Genomic DNA, 15,360 nt, shown 5'->3' with positions numbered 1-15,360 from the left:
CTTTGGATTTTTGTTCCAGGCTCTCGTCTGCTTTTATTTTAAGCCAAAACTTCCTCGAAATTTTTTTCAATTTGAAAAAGACCTATGACTGATTTTTCGTTATAATTGAAAAAATAATTAAGGAGGAATGAGAATGAAATTAAAAAATGAGCAACAACAATCGTGGCTTAGCTTAGCATTTGTTTGGGCGGGCGCAATGATTAGCGTGCCAGGATTAATTATTGGAGGAACGTTAGTTGCAGGCATGCCTTTATGGGAAGCTTTGTTAACAGGATTTATTGGTTACGGTATTATTGTTATTTTAATGATTTTACAAGGAATTCAAAGTTCCGACTTACAAGAACCTTCTGTCAAAGTCGCTTCTCAAGTGTTTGGCATTCAAGGTTCGCAAAAGATTATTTCCATTATTCTAGCGATTGCTTGCTTAGGTTGGTTTGGTTTGCAAGCCAATGTCAGCGGCGGCGCCTTCACGAACTTTTTAAAAATTTACGGCATTGATTTACCTGTGTCGCTTTCTTCCTTAATCTGGGGAATTATCATGCTTATTTCGGCTCTTTATGGCATAAAAATATTGAAAATTCTGAATTATTTTGCGGTTCCTGTGTTAGTTCTGGTTTGTCTTTATGGCTTGGTGGCTTCGTTAAGAAACAACGGTTGGGAAGCTGTTAGTCAATATATACCTCAAACAGCAGGAAGCTTTATGTCAGGTCTTTCAATGACTGTCGGTTCTTTTGCATTAGGCGCAGTAATTGCCGGAGATTACTCTCAGTATGTTTCTTCTCGTAAAGATGTGGTTAAAGCGGCCACATTAGGGATTTTACCGACAGGCTTGTTGATGATTGGCGTTGGTGCGGTCTTGACCATTGCATCGAACACCGCAGATATCACGGAAGTTTTTATGAATCTCGGTTTTCCAGTTTTAGGAATTATTGCGCTAATTTTAGCAACTTGGACCACGAATGCCGTGAATGCTTTTTCTGGCGGACTGGCCTTGATTAATGTCTTTGATATTCCAAAAGAAAAAGAAAAAGTCGCTGTCGGTGCGGCCGGCGCCATTGGAACCTTATTAGCAGTTGTGGGGATTTTAAATTACTTTACACCGATTATGTCTGTCCTTTCTGCGATGGTTCCACCAGTGGCTGGTGTAATGATTGCTGCCTATTGGTTGATTAACAAAGGCGATCGAACCAAATGGCAGCCAACGCCTGGCGTGAATAAATTAGGTGTTTTTTCATGGCTAATTGGTGCTGCAGTGGGGGGCATTCCGGTGATTATGAGTTTCTTTCCCAATGCCCCTCAATTGCCTAACCAACCGCTAATTGGCATTGTTTTATCGTTTGTTATTTATTATTTCGGTGCAAAACGTCAACAGACGAACACCGAATCATTAGAAATGGAATGAAGAAGAGGAGTGTCGGAGAATGCGTTATTTAGATGCAGAAGCAATTGAGAATATAGCTACAGGAGCAGCTTTTTTAGGGACAGGAGGTGGCGGTGATCCCTACATTGGTAAAATGATGGCTTTGTCCGCCATCGAAGAAAACGGACCTGTCAAACTGGTTTCTCCAGAAGAAATTGCCGCGGAGGATTTTTTCCTACCCGCCGCAATGATGGGTGCCCCATCTGTCGCAATTGAAAAATTTCCCAAAGGCGACGAATTTGTCCGTGTCTTTGAGAAGTTAGGAAAATATTTAGACCAAGAAACGATTGCGGGAACCTTTCCAATGGAAGCTGGGGGCGTCAATTCAATGATTCCAATTGTTGTTGCAGCGAAGCTAGGCATTCCCTTGGTGGATTGTGATGGCATGGGTCGGGCCTTTCCAGAATTGCCTATGGTAACGTTCCATTTGAATGGGATGTCAGCGACCCCTATGGCAATTACCGATGAAAAAGGAAATATTGGCATTATGGAAACGATTGATAATACTTGGACAGAACGTCTTGCTCGTGTTCAAACGGTTGAAATGGGCGCCAGTGCTTTAGTGAGCATTTATCCCGCGACAGGCAAACAATTACAAGACTATGGTATTCACAACATCGTGACATTATCAGAAGAAATTGGCAAAGTGATTCGAGGTACCTATGCAGATGAACAAGAAAAACGCCAAGCATTAGTAGAAGTTACGGATGGCTTTGAATTGTTCCAAGGAAAAATTCTAGATGTGGAACGAGAAGTAAAAGGTGGCTTCAATTTGGGACGTGTCAAATTGAGTGGCTTAAACATTGATGCTGGTTCAGAAGCAGTCGTCCATTTTCAAAATGAAAATTTAATTGCCGAGAAAGATGGTCAGGTGATTGCGATGACGCCTGATTTGATTTGTATGGTAGATTTAGAAACTTTAACGCCTGTGACAACAGAAAGCTTGAAATACGGCAAACGTGTCCAAGTAATGGGTTTGAAAGCGAATGCCGCTTGGCGAACGAAAAAAGGTATCGAAACAGTGGGTCCTCGGTATTTTGGCTACGAAATGGATTATCAACCACTAGAAAACTTAGTAGCGAAGGAGGACAAATAAATGTATAAAATTGGTATCGATGTCGGTGGCACAAATACAGATGCTGTTATTTTAGATCATCAATTAAACTTGATTCATTCAGTGAAAGTTCCAACAACCGATGATATTCAAACAGGGATTGCCGGTGCCTTAAATAAAGTCTTGGCAGAATCAGCAGTGGACCCAACCAAAGTCACACATGCAATGTTGGGCACGACCCAATGTACGAATGCCATTGTTGAGCGAAAAAAATTAGCAAAAGTTGGGGTCCTTCGTTTGGGCTATCCAGCAACCGCTTCGGTCTTGCCTTACACAGCTTGGCCCGAGGATTTAGTGGCCACTCTTTCAGAAACGTATGCTTTAGCACATGGCGGTTACGAATATGATGGACAACCATTGACTGCACTGGACGAAGAAGAATTACGTGGGATTTTGGCGTCTTGGCGAGGAGAAGTAGAGGCAATCGCAGTAATTGGCGTTTTTTCTTCTTTAAAAAATGACCAAGAATTGTTTGTTCAAGCGCTTGCGAAGGAAGTGTTAGGGGCAGATGTTCCTGTATCTTGCTCCTCAATGATTGGGTCTGTCGGTTTAATTGAACGGGAAAATGCGACAATTTTGAATGCTGCGTTGCACAAAGTAATTAAAGTGACCAGCGAAGGCTTTGAACAAGCCTTAGAACAAGAAAAAATTCATCACGCCCAAGTGTACTTATGTCAAAATGATGGTACGTTAATGTCGTTAACGTATGCCAAACAGTTTCCTATTTTAACCATTGCTTGTGGACCAACCAATAGTATTCGTGGCGCTTCATACTTAGCTGGCTTGAAAGATGCGGTTGTTTTAGATGTTGGTGGCACAACGTCCGACATTGGCGTGTTAGTGGATGGCTTTCCAAGAGAATCTTCACTGGCCGTTGATGTTGGCGGGGTACGGACCAATTTTAGAATGCCAGATATCGTGTCAATTGGTGTCGGCGGCGGCAGTCTAGTGCGTGAACAACCAGATGGTTCTGTGACAGTTGGCCCCGATAGTGTCGGCTACCGTATTACACAAGAGGCCCTTGTTTTTGGCGGCACACAATTAACGACCACTGATATTGCGGTTCGCTTAGGCCATGCCCAAGTCGGTGATCCTAGCAAAGTGGCTCATTTAGACCAAGCGTTTGCGGAAAAAGTGTACCAAAAAATTGGCGAATTGGTCAGTGAAGCGATTGATCGCATGAAAACCAGTTCTGCAGACGTGACGGTCGTTTTAGTTGGTGGTGGAAGTATTATCATCCCCGAAGAATTGACAGGTGTTAAAGTGCTAATTCGCAACGAAAACGGGGCAGTGGCGAATGCCATCGGTGCCTCTATCGCTCAAATTAGCGGACAATACGAACAAATTTATGTCTATTCAAAAATTCAACGGGATGCGGCGTTGGCCGATGCCCAAGAAAAAGCCGTCCAACAAGCTGAACTTGCGGGTGCAGTCCCTGGCACAATCGAGTTAGTCGAGGTGGAAGAAACACCACTCGCCTATCATCCAGAAAATGCAACCCGCTTACGAGTAAAAGTGGTTGGGAATATGTATTAAAAGAAAGGAAATCCTCTGGCATATGAGGGTTTCCTTTTTGTGCTATAGTCTCATCTTTACTTTCGAGTCAATTCAGTTTCAATGCGTTTTAAAATCCTCTTGTTCGCAATTATACCAAGTTCTTCTGTTGAGTTAAGCATATAAATCGTTGATTTCCCATTTCCTTTGTTTAACAAAGTACCTTGTTGGACTAAGCTGGTAACGGTTTTTCTAATTTTATAGTCAGAGTACCCACTATTTTTTTGAATATCTTTAATTTTTGCTTGTCCGTGATCCATCAAGTATAAAATAATTAATTGTTCAATATCAGTATAACCTTTTAGGCTATCTTTCATATTAATTTTCCAGATTTTGATAGTGGTTGCATCGAAATAGGTATCAATATCAGGTGCTTTTAAACTATTTTTAGTCGCTGCATCTATTATTCTAGGTCCTCCAGACCCTGCCTTCTCAGCAATTCCTACTCTCCTAAACAAAGTTGAAATAATCGGATTTCTAGTGACTGAATAACTTCCATGAATAAATTCTTCTTTAGACACTTTCATTTCTCCTGGATTGTAGAACTCAATATAATCATCGTAATCTGCAATCTTAATGACATGATCTGAATCATAATACGCATGCATTAAGACATTTACCAAAGCTTCTTTTAGTGATAATAATAGATCTGATTTATAGGAACCGCGAGTCATATCTTGTGATTGTCTAAAAGTATCAGGAATTGCGAGAGCGAATTTTTCAATGACAATAGTGTAAAAAGAGAAAATATTCATCTCTGGATAGTTCATATCACCTGTGGAAACTCTATCTAACCAATCGCTATCTAATGAACTTTTTTTCTTAAAATAATCCAATTGAAACTTTTTAAACCTGTCTGTAATTGAATGATATTTTCCGAAAAATAATAGTCCGCCAGTTGTTAATTTATATACATTATCGCTGTTCATTCTATCCTTTTTCAGGACACCCAAATTTATAAGTAACTCTTCATCTGAATAATCTAAGTATTTTTGCTCCTGAGTATTTTTATAAAGTAATTCTCTATATTCTTGAATTGTTTTTGTGTTTAAATCGTCCAGGGTATAATTATTTAGTAGCTCAGTATCTATATCGTTCTGAGAATCGATAATTAGGTATTTAAATTGATTATCATCTGCTTTTCGATCGCCATCATCTGTTCTTATGTAGGTATTCGTTTTATTTCCATTTAGATAAATAGGTCTTCTTTCAAATGAAGCTTTTGGGACTTTAATTTGTATAATTGATTTTCCAGCAACTTTTAATGTAATAACATCTTCATTACTCAATAAATTAGCGCTCACTTTTTTCTTGTCGTGAATAAGATTCCAAAAATCCCTAAGGATCATTTCTGGCTTATCAACGCCAACAACTCTATAGCCGTTGGGTATTTCTTCTACACCTAAAATAATTATACCACCCTTAGTATTTGCAAATGCGCTGTATGTACTCCAGATATCTTTGGAAAGAGAAGTCTGTGATTTTTTGTACTCTAATTGCCAACTTTCTTTTGGATGTGAAAAGATTTCGTCTTTTAATTCTATAAATTGATTCATACGTCCCCTCCTTAGTAATAAATTCAAAAGTAAATCAAAAGTAAAAAAACTGAGTGGTATCAAGCTTTTGAGTGATTTTTTCAAAAGAAAAAGTCATTTTTGAAAAGAAAACCAAAAGAATTGACATATAGATAAAATGTGGTATAATTTCAGGTTTCAATAATTAAATTGTATCATTAAAAAACTTTTTTTTCTAGAAGATTTTAGCAAGAAGTAGTTAAATGAACCAAGTAAATCAATCATAACTAGGAATTCCCTTCGACAATGCTACGGTTGAATTCCTTTCCCCCAGTGCTTTTACGGAACGAATCCATGAAACAGAAGCAGCAGAAAACTAAACAAAAGTAAGTAATACGACTGTCTTTTTTTGCTATTTTTTGCGATAATAAGGGAGAAAGTTCAAATTGAAAGGGAGCCAGAATAAATGAAAACCTATGATTATATTGTTATTGGTGGCGGTAGTGGCGGGATTGCTTCTGCTAACCGCGCAGGAATGCACGGAGCCAACGTCCTTTTAATTGAGGGCAACGAAATTGGTGGGACCTGTGTCAACGTTGGTTGTGTGCCTAAAAAAGTCATGTGGCAAGCCAGCAGCATGATGGAAATGATGGAAAGAGACACAGCAGGCTACGGGTTTGATGTTGAAATCAAAAATTTTAGCTTTAAACAATTAGTTGAAAATCGTGAAAAATATATCGACTTCTTACATGGTGCGTATAATCGTGGTTTAGACAGTAACAACATTGAACGTATCCATGGTTACGCTACGTTTACTGGGGAGCAAACAATTGAAGTCAATGGGACAGAATATACGGCGCCGCACATTTTAATCGCGACAGGTGGTCGTCCGAAAAAACTAGGTATTCCAGGAGAAGAATATGCCTTAGATTCAAACGGCTTCTTTGCGTTAGAAGAAATGCCAAAACGTGTGGTCTTTGTCGGTGCGGGTTACATCGCAGCCGAATTAGCAGGAACCTTACATGGCTTAGGCGCAGAAACACATTGGGCCTTCCGTCATGAACGACCATTACGAAGCTTTGATGACATGCTTTCTGAAAAAGTCGTAGAACGCTATCAAGAAATGGGCATGCAAATTCATCCGAATGCAACACCAGCTAAAATTGAAAAAACGGCGCAGAATGAGTACGTTATTACATTTGAAAATGGTGAATCAATCACGACAGATGCCGTGATTTTCGGGACAGGCCGTCAGCCGAACACGGATCAATTAGGCTTAGAAAATACGAAAGTAGCCCTTGATGAAAAAGGCTACGTCAAAGTAGATAAATTCCAAAATACCACGCAAAATGGCATCTACGCAGTCGGCGATGTCATTGGGAAAATCGACTTAACGCCAGTCGCGATTGCCGCTGGTCGGCGCCTGTCTGAACGCTTATTTAACGGACAAACCGATTTATATTTGGATTATAACTTGGTACCAACGGTGGTCTTTACCCATCCACCAGTTGCGACAATTGGCTTGACGGAAAAAGCAGCGCTTGAAGAATATGGTGAAGACCAAGTGAAAATCTATCGCTCTAGCTTTACGCCAATGTACTTCGCTTTAGGAGAATATCGTCAAAAATGCGACATGAAATTAATCTGTGTCGGCAAAGAAGAAAAAATTGTCGGTTTGCATGGCATCGGCATCGGTGTTGACGAAATGCTACAAGGCTTTGCAGTCGCTATTAAAATGGGCGCGACCAAAGCAGATTTTGATAATACTGTTGCGATTCATCCAACAGGCTCAGAAGAATTTGTAACAATGCGATAAAAGGCGAATAAACCCCAAAAAAGAGCGTTGCTGATGCAACGCTCTTTTTTGAATACACAAGTTATACTATTGGATTCATAAAAAGTAATTTTTTATATCATACTAATAACCACTTTTCCATCTTTTAACTACTGACTTTTCCAAGAAATATGCTATGATTAAAAAAATTAGCAAAACAGAGGGTAGGGAGTTAGAGGATGGATAAAATTAGAATCAACAACTTGAAATTTTTCACAAAAAATGGTGTTTTGGCAGAAGAAAAACGTCTAGGACAGCAAGTAGAAATCGACCTTGAAATGCAGTTGTCGTTAGCTGAGGCAGGGCGAACAGATGATGTCACCCAAACCGTCAATTATGCCGAAGTGAATGAATTGATTGCCCAACGAGTAAACAATCACTCGTACGATTTAATCGAAGGTTTAGCGAGTGCTATTTTAGATGATATTTCCGCAGATTATCAAGAACAATTGAACAAAATTATCATTAAAATTAGAAAATATAGTGTGCCGATGCCCGGCCTTTTTGACAATATTGAAATTGAAATGGAGCGAGAAGTATAGATGATTGGCTATGTAGCATTAGGTAGTAACGTCGGCGATCCGTACGCAAATTTAGTGAAAGCCCGCAATTATTTAAACGAAGACCCGCAGATTCAGGTCGTGGCTTCTTCAAAACTTTATGAAACGGATCCTTACGGCTATACAGACCAAGATGATTTTTTGAACGCCGTATTGAAAATTGATACTAGCTATATCGTTGAAGAGTTATTGGCTGTTACCCAAGGGATTGAGCAAGTAATGAAACGTAAAAAATTAATTCACTGGGGTCCGCGGATTATTGATATTGATATTTTATTATTAGGGGAACAGTCAGTCGCGTTGCCCCACTTACAAGTTCCTCATCAAGAATTAACAAAACGGTCATTTGTTTTGATTCCCTTAAGTGATGTTTACGCAGAGGAACAATTATTGGGTACGCCAATAGCTACGTGGATTCAGCGCAGTGGCAATCAAGAAGAAGTGCGAGTAAGCGAAAAGGAATGGTAGAGATGGAGCAGGAAAAACAAGCGCAAATTGAGCAGGCAGTTACCACAATCTTAGAAGCAGTGGGGGAAGATACTCAACGGGCAGGACTCATTGATACACCCAAACGCGTAGCTAAAATGTATGCAGAAGTTTTTAGTGGATTAACCGAACCTGAATTTGATGATTATAAATTATTTGATAGCTTAAATGAAGGCGAAATGGTTCTAGTAAAAGATATTGCCTTTTATTCAATGTGTGAACACCATTTATTGCCATTTTATGGAAAAGTACATGTCGCTTATCTGCCAGAAGGTGGCAAAGTATTGGGACTAAGCAAGTTACCAAGATTAGTAGAACATTGTGCCAAACGTCCCACAGTTCAAGAAGATTTAACAGTGACAATTGCCCGCAAACTCCAAGAAAATATTCCCGTCAAAGGCATTGCAGTAGCCATTGAAGCGGAACATATGTGTATGACGATGCGCGGCGTGAAAACACCACAAAGTAGCACCAAAACATTTCAATTTACCGGACTATTTAAAGAACAAGAGTGGAAAAATCAATTTTTAATGGAGATACGTTAGAAAATGGAAATCATTGTTGGCACGAATAACCAAGGTAAGTTAAAAGAAATGCAATCAGGACTTAAGGACCCCGCTATTCAACTTGTCTCTTATCGAAAGTATACAACCAGTCAAGAACAACCTGCAGAAACTGGCACTACGTATGCTGAAAATGCTTATCTAAAAGCTCGCTTTTTCCAACAATTAATTGGCCGCCCAGTGTTAGGTGATGATGGCGGCTTAACGTTAACTGCTTTTCCTGATTTATTAGGTATTCATACAAGCCGCTTTTTCCATTCAGCCAATCCGGAAGAACAGAACCGCGAACTGTTGCACTTATTTGAAGGGCAACAGTCGACCCGAGAGTTAACCTTATCAGCCACGTTGGTCTATGTACTCGACGACGACAAACTGTTGCAAACGGAAGCCACTTTGACTGGTGAATTAGTTGAACCGCGCGGTACAGGCGGTTATGGCTTTGATCCGATTATTTATTTACCAGACCGAGGCAAAACCTTAGCGGAGTTGTCCACGAGTGAACGAATGAAGATAAGTCCTAGAATGCGGGCTTTACGAAAGATGATTCAGCAGATAAAGGAGCAATGTGACAATGATTGATTTAAAAAAGAATTACCAAATTATGGGGATTGTCAACACGACCCCCGACTCTTTTTCTGATGGCGGTAGCTACACAACGGTCGACGTGGCCTATCAACATGCGCTTCATCTACTAGAAGCGGGGGCCGATATTTTAGACATTGGCGGCCAATCCACACGTCCTGGCTACGAAGAAGTTTCTCCACAAGTTGAGGCAGACCGAGTATTACCGTTAATTAAAAAAATACGTGAGACTTCTCTAGCGCCGATTTCTGTGGATACCTACTATCCCGAAGTAGCAGAAGCCGCGATCCAAGCTGGCGCCACAATGATTAATGACATCAAAGGATTAGACACTCCGGGGATGGCAGAAGTCCTCGCACAATATCCTGAAGTCCAAGTTGTGATTATGCATTCTAGAAAACGCCAATCGCTTTCTTTAAAAGAAGAGTTGCACCAATTTTATACAGAAAAAATTGAACAATGCCAAAAATATGGGCTTTCCTTAGAAAAAATTTGTTTCGATCCAGGGATTGGCTTTCATAAAACTGTCGCAGAAAACCTTCAACTGTTAAAAGATCCTAACGCCTTTCGCTACCAAGATTATCCGTTACTGTACGGCGTTTCTCGCAAACGAACTATTGGCGCTTTAACGAACGAACCAGAACCAGCCAACCGTGATTTTGGCTCAGCCGCTGCTTCCTTGTATGCAGCACAACAAGGCGTAGAAATTTTACGTGTTCATAATGTCCAAGGCTTAAAACAAACATTTGATGTCTGGCGAGCATTGTCGGAGAAGGAGTAAAGGCGGAGCAATAGACTAAACAGACCGACCATCAAAAAAGATGGTCGGTCTGTTTAGTCTATTGCTAAAATCAGTAATAAAAAATAAACCTGTCATAACTTTTACCGAAGGTTGATTATAATTAAAGATGACGTCTTAAACGTTTGCAACCTAATAAACGGCAGAAACAGAACCAACGCCTTCGGAACTAATTGGTTCTGTCCTGACCTCTTCATGTTTATCGTGTTTATTATGCTAAGTTGAAACGGGAAAGTCGATTGTTAAATAAGCTTTCGTTTTTTAGGTATTTTTAAGAAATATTTTAGAGTAGATACAGCATAGAAATTCTATTACAATTGTCTTTGGATCTTCAAATAATATCAATTGTTATTTAATATTTATTTTATTTTTTACAAGTAAAAGTAAGGAGGTTGTAATCTCAATTGAAAAAACATAACTATTTATTGATTTTATTGTGGATAGTTGGAGGGATCTTTTTAGGAGTTGAAAAAGTAGAGGCTGCTCCTAGACCATTAACAGAACTGGGCTATTTCCATTGGGCAAATCAATCGATTACACCAGCGGCAAACACATTTATTATGCATTACGGCGAAAATACATCCGTCGAACCAATTGAAGGCGAAGTGTATTCAAACTACATGGCAGTTAGTCGAACGACAAATAAAAGTAAAGCATTAGTAAAAAATGTGGGGTTCTATGAAGGAAAAGCAGTTAATTTATTAGTTACATTACAACGGAATAAAAGTAATTTGGATGGAGGATCAATTAGTTTTACTGAAAGCTATTTTTTAGGAATTACGATTAAAGGCGAAATGCTGGTTACCTATGATTTTGTTGATAATTATGGTCAGCCCTTAACGATAAAAACAGCGTTTAATTACTATGGGTTAAATTCAAACAAATATGTTGGCTATAAAAACCCTGGAACGATAATTGATGCCTTATATGCGGAAAATCCTACACATATTCTTTACGATACGTGGGATGGCGGAGACGATGATTATTGGTTATATCTAAAAAACGTTACTGCAGGGGTACCTTGGCGGGACCCTCGCCAGCGTTTTGAAATGACGACCAAAAGTATTTCTACTGTTACGTTTGTAGTCCACAACAATGACACAACGCCGTCATCCATTGTTTACTTTACGGATTTTTTGGCAAAACCAGAATTTCCACCAGCCTACGCAATGGATACTTATTTTGAAAATGCAGAGACGGCTGTTTGTTTAAATGTGCAACAGACCATTCCCAATATTGATCAGTGGACAAAACCTAGTCAAATGGTTGTAAACGTTAACCTGAACCAAGTAAATCAAACAAAGCAATATCAATTTGACAAAGTCTTAGTTACAGACTTTAAAGGAGAAGATTTAACGGATTTATTTACTAGCCAAACAGATGGTGAAAATGTCCAAATTATGACAGAAAATCTGTCAGATAGTCGTCTCTACGATACCGTATTACAATATAAAGTTTACTTGAAATGGCAAGGGACTCAAAATCCAGTCGATACGGCGCTCATTTCAAGTGGAAAATTAGACTTGCCGTTTAGTGCAAGAACTCTTTTAGATGGAGAAAATTTAGAGGAAACGACTGCTACATCCAGTGTGAATTATGTGGGGAAAGCAACGGCTGTGTTTTTAAATGAACAAGATAATGCTATTCATGAACCAGTCACAAAAGAAGGGATTTTAACCACGCCTTTTGACTTGTCTAATCAGTATCCCCAAATAGCTGGCTATGAACCAATTAAGACCCAACAAGATCAAGGAATGTTTCTTCCAGAGGAGCAAACAATTATTCATCGTTATCGTGAAAAGAAGTTATTACAATTCAAATTGATGGATGAAGAAAATCCGCTATTGGTCTCACGTTTTACAAATCAGCGAGAAGTTACTTTTTCATTTTCTCATGATCCATCAACCAATATAACTTTAATAGCGAAGTGTGGCACGGAAGAAAAAGAATTAAAAAAATATGTAGATGCGCCAGAATCGGTTGTTGATAAAGTTACGTATACTTTTCCTGAACATTGGTTGAATCGAGAGGTTTTCTTTTATATAAAAGATAAGAACAATCAAGAGTCAGAAAAAGACAGTCGGACTCTTCAAAAAGAAGCTGGGCCCAAGCTCATTTTACCTGATACAATTAATTTTGGTGTGAATGAAATTCCCGCAACAGAGACAATGATTTCTTCTATTACAAATAAAGAAATCCGCATTGAAGATACAAGCAAACTTGATAAAAGTCGGTGGACAATTAAAGTAAAAGAAGAACAACCGTTAAAGAACGAAAGCGGTGAGTTACTCGACAAAAGAATAAGTTATGGTGAGAAGAATCAGCGTGTTCTAATTAATGCAGATAGCCAACCTATTTTGCAAGGAAGCGGCAACGCTACCGCTAATTTGACCAAACAACTTCAGTTGACGATTTTTCCTTCTGATCCAGTCGGAAGGTATAGTGGAGTATTGCGATGGTCTCTGGAAGATGCGCCAGAATAAAACCTTTGTTTAATAAGAAAAAAGTGTCCAAAGATCTATTAATAGATAATTGGACACTTTTTTATAGATCTCTCTGGGGCTCCTACTTTTTTAAAGAGAGCGCCTTCTAACAAAGTACAAATGTGTTATACTACACAAGTAGGAAGTTTATGACGGTGGCAATTTCTCAAAAAAAGGGGGACTGCCAATGTTTTTGCTTGTTTGCTCTTTCCCTAGAAAGGAATAGCAGTGACTGTCTTTGAAGCATTGATGCTTGCGATTGCTTTCGCAACATTAATTGTCAAAATCAGTAATAAAAACGACAAAAAATAAACCCGTCATAACTTTTAGCGAAGATTGACGGGTTTATTAACCAATAAATTAAAGCTACCGTCTTAAACGGTCTACCCGAGAGCGTATGTCTAGTACGCTCTCTTTGTGTTTATTATAGCAAGTTGAAACGGAAAAGTCGAATAGTAAATAAAAAAGAAAGCGTATTCTAGGAAGGTATAAATGTGTTATACTACACAAGTAGGAAGTTTATGACGGTGGCAATTTCTCAAAAAAAGGGGGACTGCCAATGTTTTTGCTTGTTTGCTCTTTCCCTAGAAAGGAATAGTAGTGACTGTCTTTGAAGCATTGATGCTTGCGATTGCTTTCGCAACATTAATTGTCAAAATCAGTAATAAAAACGACAAAAAATAAACCCGTCATAACCTTTAGCGAAGATTGACGGGTTTATTTCCGTATTAAAATCAAGCTACCGTCTTAAACGGTCTACCCGAGAGCGTATGTCTAGTACGCTCTCTTCGTGTTTATTATACCAAGATATCACCTAAAAAGCTAGCCGCTAAATCCTCAATAGGATCCAGCGGCTTTTTTAATTTTCTCTTGTCAAAATCGTTTGTGTAATTTCATACAATTGTTCTTTCGCTTGGACCTTTGTTTCAGGAAGTTTGCTGATTTCTTTCAGCGCTTTTTCTGTGTAATGAGTGGCTAATTGTTGGGCCTTTTCTACGCCACCTAGTTCATGGACAAGACGATAAATTTCCTGTGTTTCTTCATCGGTCAAGGCTTCTTTTTTCATTAAAAGTGGCAACAAGACTTCACGATTGGCTTCAAGTGCATAAATCAAGGGCAAAGAATACACGCCTTGACGTACGTCTTCTAAGACGGGTTTGCCGATAGCATCGGCAGTTTGTGTATAGTCCAAAATATCATCAATAATTTGAAAAGCCAGTCCGATATTTTCGCCGATTTCACCACAACGTTTGGCAAAACGTTGGGAGGTGCCACTTTCATAGGCACCGACAAAACAACTTAGCGCAAACAGTTCCGCAGTTTTCCCGGAAATATTTTTTAAATATTGGTCAATCGTTACCTCGAAATTATAGCGATTGTCCATTTGACCAAGCTCACCAGTCAGGACTTTTTCCATACTGCGCGAATTTAATTGAATGCTTTTTAATGAAGAAGAATAATCAGATAAGAGCTTGAAACAGCAAACAAAAAGATAATCGCCTGTATACACGGCTGTGCTATTGCCAAAGCGCGAACGCAGGGTTGGCAAGCCACGACGCGTATCGGCTTCGTCGACAATATCGTCGTGAACTAACGTGGCGGTATGCAGTAATTCAATGGAAGCCGCTAACGCTGTCGCCTTTTTAGGGTCCCGCTGTTCACCAAAATAAGAGAACAACAGTTGGTAGGCTGGACGTAGCAATTTGCCGCCAGAATGAATCATGTCATGGACAGCAGCTTGAATCTCTTGATTATCGATTTGAACCGCTTGTTCCATCAAGCGAAGAGTAGTTGTTAATTCTTTTGATAACGTAGGATAGGTATTCCACATAGGATGTATATTCATAAGATGACTCCTTTAATTGTGGCGGACAGGTTTTCAATTAGAAAAATTGACTCCACTTATGTTTCGTTGTTTGTTCATAATTCAGTTGGAATTTTCGTAACGTCTGGACATGTTGTAGTAAATAATTAGCGGCAATCCCAATGGCAACCCCCGAGAGTAACCCAAACAGAGATAAAAATGGCAAGTACAGCATCGGCGCCCACGAATGAGCAAAGAAAGAGGTCGTTAGCAACTGACCAACGTTGTGTAAGAAACCACCAACGGCACTAATCCCAATAATGCTGACCCGTTTTGGCCCCAGCTGCTTGACAAGCAACATGCCGAAATAACTTAATAAGGCACCACTGGCACTATAGAAAAAGGTCGAAAGTGTACCGCCCAGTAATGTCGTTAAAATCAAACGTAAACAGACTAGGAAAAAACTATCACGCTTACGCATGGTGAAAATCGCAATAATGGTAATTAAATTTGCTAGACCGAGCTTTGCCCCAGGAGCAAATGCGAAAGGGTAAGGAATCATATTTTCGATTAAGCCAATAATGACCCCTTGGGCAACGAGCATAGCAATATAAATATTCTTGTGTAATTTGCTCATAGTTGTCGTG

General features: G+C 39.3%; 13 protein-coding genes. 10 read left to right on the top strand and 3 right to left on the bottom strand.

Annotated elements, in window-relative coordinates; translation table 11 throughout:
- Nucleotides 1-127: 127 nt before the first annotated feature.
- From IGJ03_RS12355 to IGJ03_RS12345, 3 genes are read left to right on the top strand one after another with little or no spacing between them, the layout of a single operon-like run.
- Nucleotides 128-1,402 (top strand): cytosine permease, encoded by a 1,275-nt coding sequence (locus tag IGJ03_RS12355; protein WP_375804900.1) that lies wholly within the window; start codon nucleotides 128-130, stop codon nucleotides 1,400-1,402.
- Nucleotides 1,403-1,421: 19 nt separating this feature from the next.
- Entirely contained in the window at nucleotides 1,422-2,516 is a 1,095-nt protein-coding gene (locus IGJ03_RS12350) for a DUF917 domain-containing protein (RefSeq protein ID WP_109537563.1), read from the top strand.
- Complete coding sequence (locus IGJ03_RS12345; RefSeq protein ID WP_010823318.1) at nucleotides 2,517-4,070, top strand: hydantoinase/oxoprolinase N-terminal domain-containing protein; 1,554 nt, start codon at nucleotides 2,517-2,519, stop codon at nucleotides 4,068-4,070.
- Between the two features lie 56 nt (nucleotides 4,071-4,126).
- Here IGJ03_RS12345 and IGJ03_RS12340 read toward each other — a convergent pair whose 3' ends face one another.
- Complete coding sequence (locus tag IGJ03_RS12340; protein ID WP_375804901.1) at nucleotides 4,127-5,644, bottom strand: RNA-binding domain-containing protein; 1,518 nt, start codon at nucleotides 5,642-5,644, stop codon at nucleotides 4,127-4,129.
- Between the two features lie 424 nt (nucleotides 5,645-6,068).
- Between IGJ03_RS12340 and gor the strand changes: the two genes are divergently transcribed.
- From gor to IGJ03_RS12305, 7 genes are all read left to right on the top strand, one after another.
- The gene (gor, locus tag IGJ03_RS12335) at nucleotides 6,069-7,418 is read left to right on the top strand and encodes a glutathione-disulfide reductase (protein ID WP_002354732.1); all 1,350 of its coding nucleotides are present in this window, start codon (nucleotides 6,069-6,071) and stop codon (nucleotides 7,416-7,418) included.
- Between the two features lie 197 nt (nucleotides 7,419-7,615).
- Nucleotides 7,616-7,978: a dihydroneopterin aldolase gene (folB, locus tag IGJ03_RS12330; RefSeq protein WP_002354733.1), complete on the top strand. Its 363-nt coding sequence runs from the start codon at nucleotides 7,616-7,618 to the stop codon at nucleotides 7,976-7,978.
- Entirely contained in the window at nucleotides 7,979-8,464 is a 486-nt protein-coding gene (gene folK / locus IGJ03_RS12325) for a 2-amino-4-hydroxy-6-hydroxymethyldihydropteridine diphosphokinase (RefSeq protein ID WP_438711159.1), read from the top strand.
- A complete protein-coding gene (gene folE, locus IGJ03_RS12320) occupies nucleotides 8,458-9,027 on the top strand; it encodes a GTP cyclohydrolase I FolE (RefSeq protein WP_002383148.1) in 570 nt (189 codons plus the stop codon). The genes folK and folE overlap by 7 nt, the downstream gene beginning before the upstream one ends.
- Nucleotides 9,028-9,030: 3 nt before the next feature.
- Nucleotides 9,031-9,624, top strand: a complete 594-nt coding sequence (locus IGJ03_RS12315; protein ID WP_002354736.1) for a non-canonical purine NTP pyrophosphatase — start codon at nucleotides 9,031-9,033, stop codon at nucleotides 9,622-9,624.
- A complete protein-coding gene (gene folP / locus IGJ03_RS12310; protein WP_002387594.1) occupies nucleotides 9,617-10,408 on the top strand; it encodes a dihydropteroate synthase in 792 nt (263 codons plus the stop codon). The genes IGJ03_RS12315 and folP overlap by 8 nt, the downstream gene beginning before the upstream one ends.
- A 452-nt stretch (nucleotides 10,409-10,860) precedes the next feature.
- The gene (locus tag IGJ03_RS12305; RefSeq protein ID WP_375804902.1) at nucleotides 10,861-12,909 is read left to right on the top strand and encodes a hypothetical protein; all 2,049 of its coding nucleotides are present in this window, start codon (nucleotides 10,861-10,863) and stop codon (nucleotides 12,907-12,909) included.
- Nucleotides 12,910-13,768: 859 nt separating this feature from the next.
- Here the strand turns inward: IGJ03_RS12305 and IGJ03_RS12300 are convergent.
- Together IGJ03_RS12300 and IGJ03_RS12295 are read right to left on the bottom strand one after the other, a co-directional pair.
- On the bottom strand, nucleotides 13,769-14,755 hold the full coding sequence (locus tag IGJ03_RS12300; RefSeq protein ID WP_002383156.1) for a polyprenyl synthetase family protein: 987 nt from the start codon (nucleotides 14,753-14,755) through the stop codon (nucleotides 13,769-13,771).
- A 37-nt stretch (nucleotides 14,756-14,792) separates the two neighbouring features.
- The gene (locus IGJ03_RS12295) at nucleotides 14,793-15,350 is read right to left on the bottom strand and encodes a Gx transporter family protein (RefSeq protein WP_010824304.1); all 558 of its coding nucleotides are present in this window, start codon (nucleotides 15,348-15,350) and stop codon (nucleotides 14,793-14,795) included.
- Between the last annotated feature and the right edge of the window lie 10 nt (nucleotides 15,351-15,360).

Origin of the sequence: Enterococcus sp. DIV1315a, from assembly GCF_051712325.1 — a bacterium.
GTDB lineage: Bacteria > Bacillota > Bacilli > Lactobacillales > Enterococcaceae > Enterococcus > Enterococcus faecalis.
The sequence above is the reverse complement of the archived record's forward strand: the minus strand, read 5'-3'. Positions and strand labels throughout refer to the sequence as shown.

Bases quoted from the DNA above. Each gene is read 5' to 3' on its own strand.
- IGJ03_RS12355 (WP_375804900.1), top strand. From the start codon at position 128: ATGAGAATGAAATTAAAAAATGAGCAACAACAATCGTGGCTTAGCTTA.
- IGJ03_RS12350 (WP_109537563.1), top strand. From the start codon at position 1,422: ATGCGTTATTTAGATGCAGAAGCAATTGAGAATATAGCTACAGGAGCA.
- IGJ03_RS12345 (WP_010823318.1), top strand. From the start codon at position 2,517: ATGTATAAAATTGGTATCGATGTCGGTGGCACAAATACAGATGCTGTT.
- IGJ03_RS12340 (WP_375804901.1), bottom strand. From the start codon at position 5,644: ATGAATCAATTTATAGAATTAAAAGACGAAATCTTTTCACATCCAAAA.
- gor (WP_002354732.1), top strand. From the start codon at position 6,069: ATGAAAACCTATGATTATATTGTTATTGGTGGCGGTAGTGGCGGGATT.
- folB (WP_002354733.1), top strand. From the start codon at position 7,616: ATGGATAAAATTAGAATCAACAACTTGAAATTTTTCACAAAAAATGGT.
- folK (WP_438711159.1), top strand. From the start codon at position 7,979: ATGATTGGCTATGTAGCATTAGGTAGTAACGTCGGCGATCCGTACGCA.
- folE (WP_002383148.1), top strand. From the start codon at position 8,458: ATGGTAGAGATGGAGCAGGAAAAACAAGCGCAAATTGAGCAGGCAGTT.
- IGJ03_RS12315 (WP_002354736.1), top strand. From the start codon at position 9,031: ATGGAAATCATTGTTGGCACGAATAACCAAGGTAAGTTAAAAGAAATG.
- folP (WP_002387594.1), top strand. From the start codon at position 9,617: ATGATTGATTTAAAAAAGAATTACCAAATTATGGGGATTGTCAACACG.
- IGJ03_RS12300 (WP_002383156.1), bottom strand. From the start codon at position 14,755: ATGAATATACATCCTATGTGGAATACCTATCCTACGTTATCAAAAGAA.
- IGJ03_RS12295 (WP_010824304.1), bottom strand. From the start codon at position 15,350: ATGAGCAAATTACACAAGAATATTTATATTGCTATGCTCGTTGCCCAA.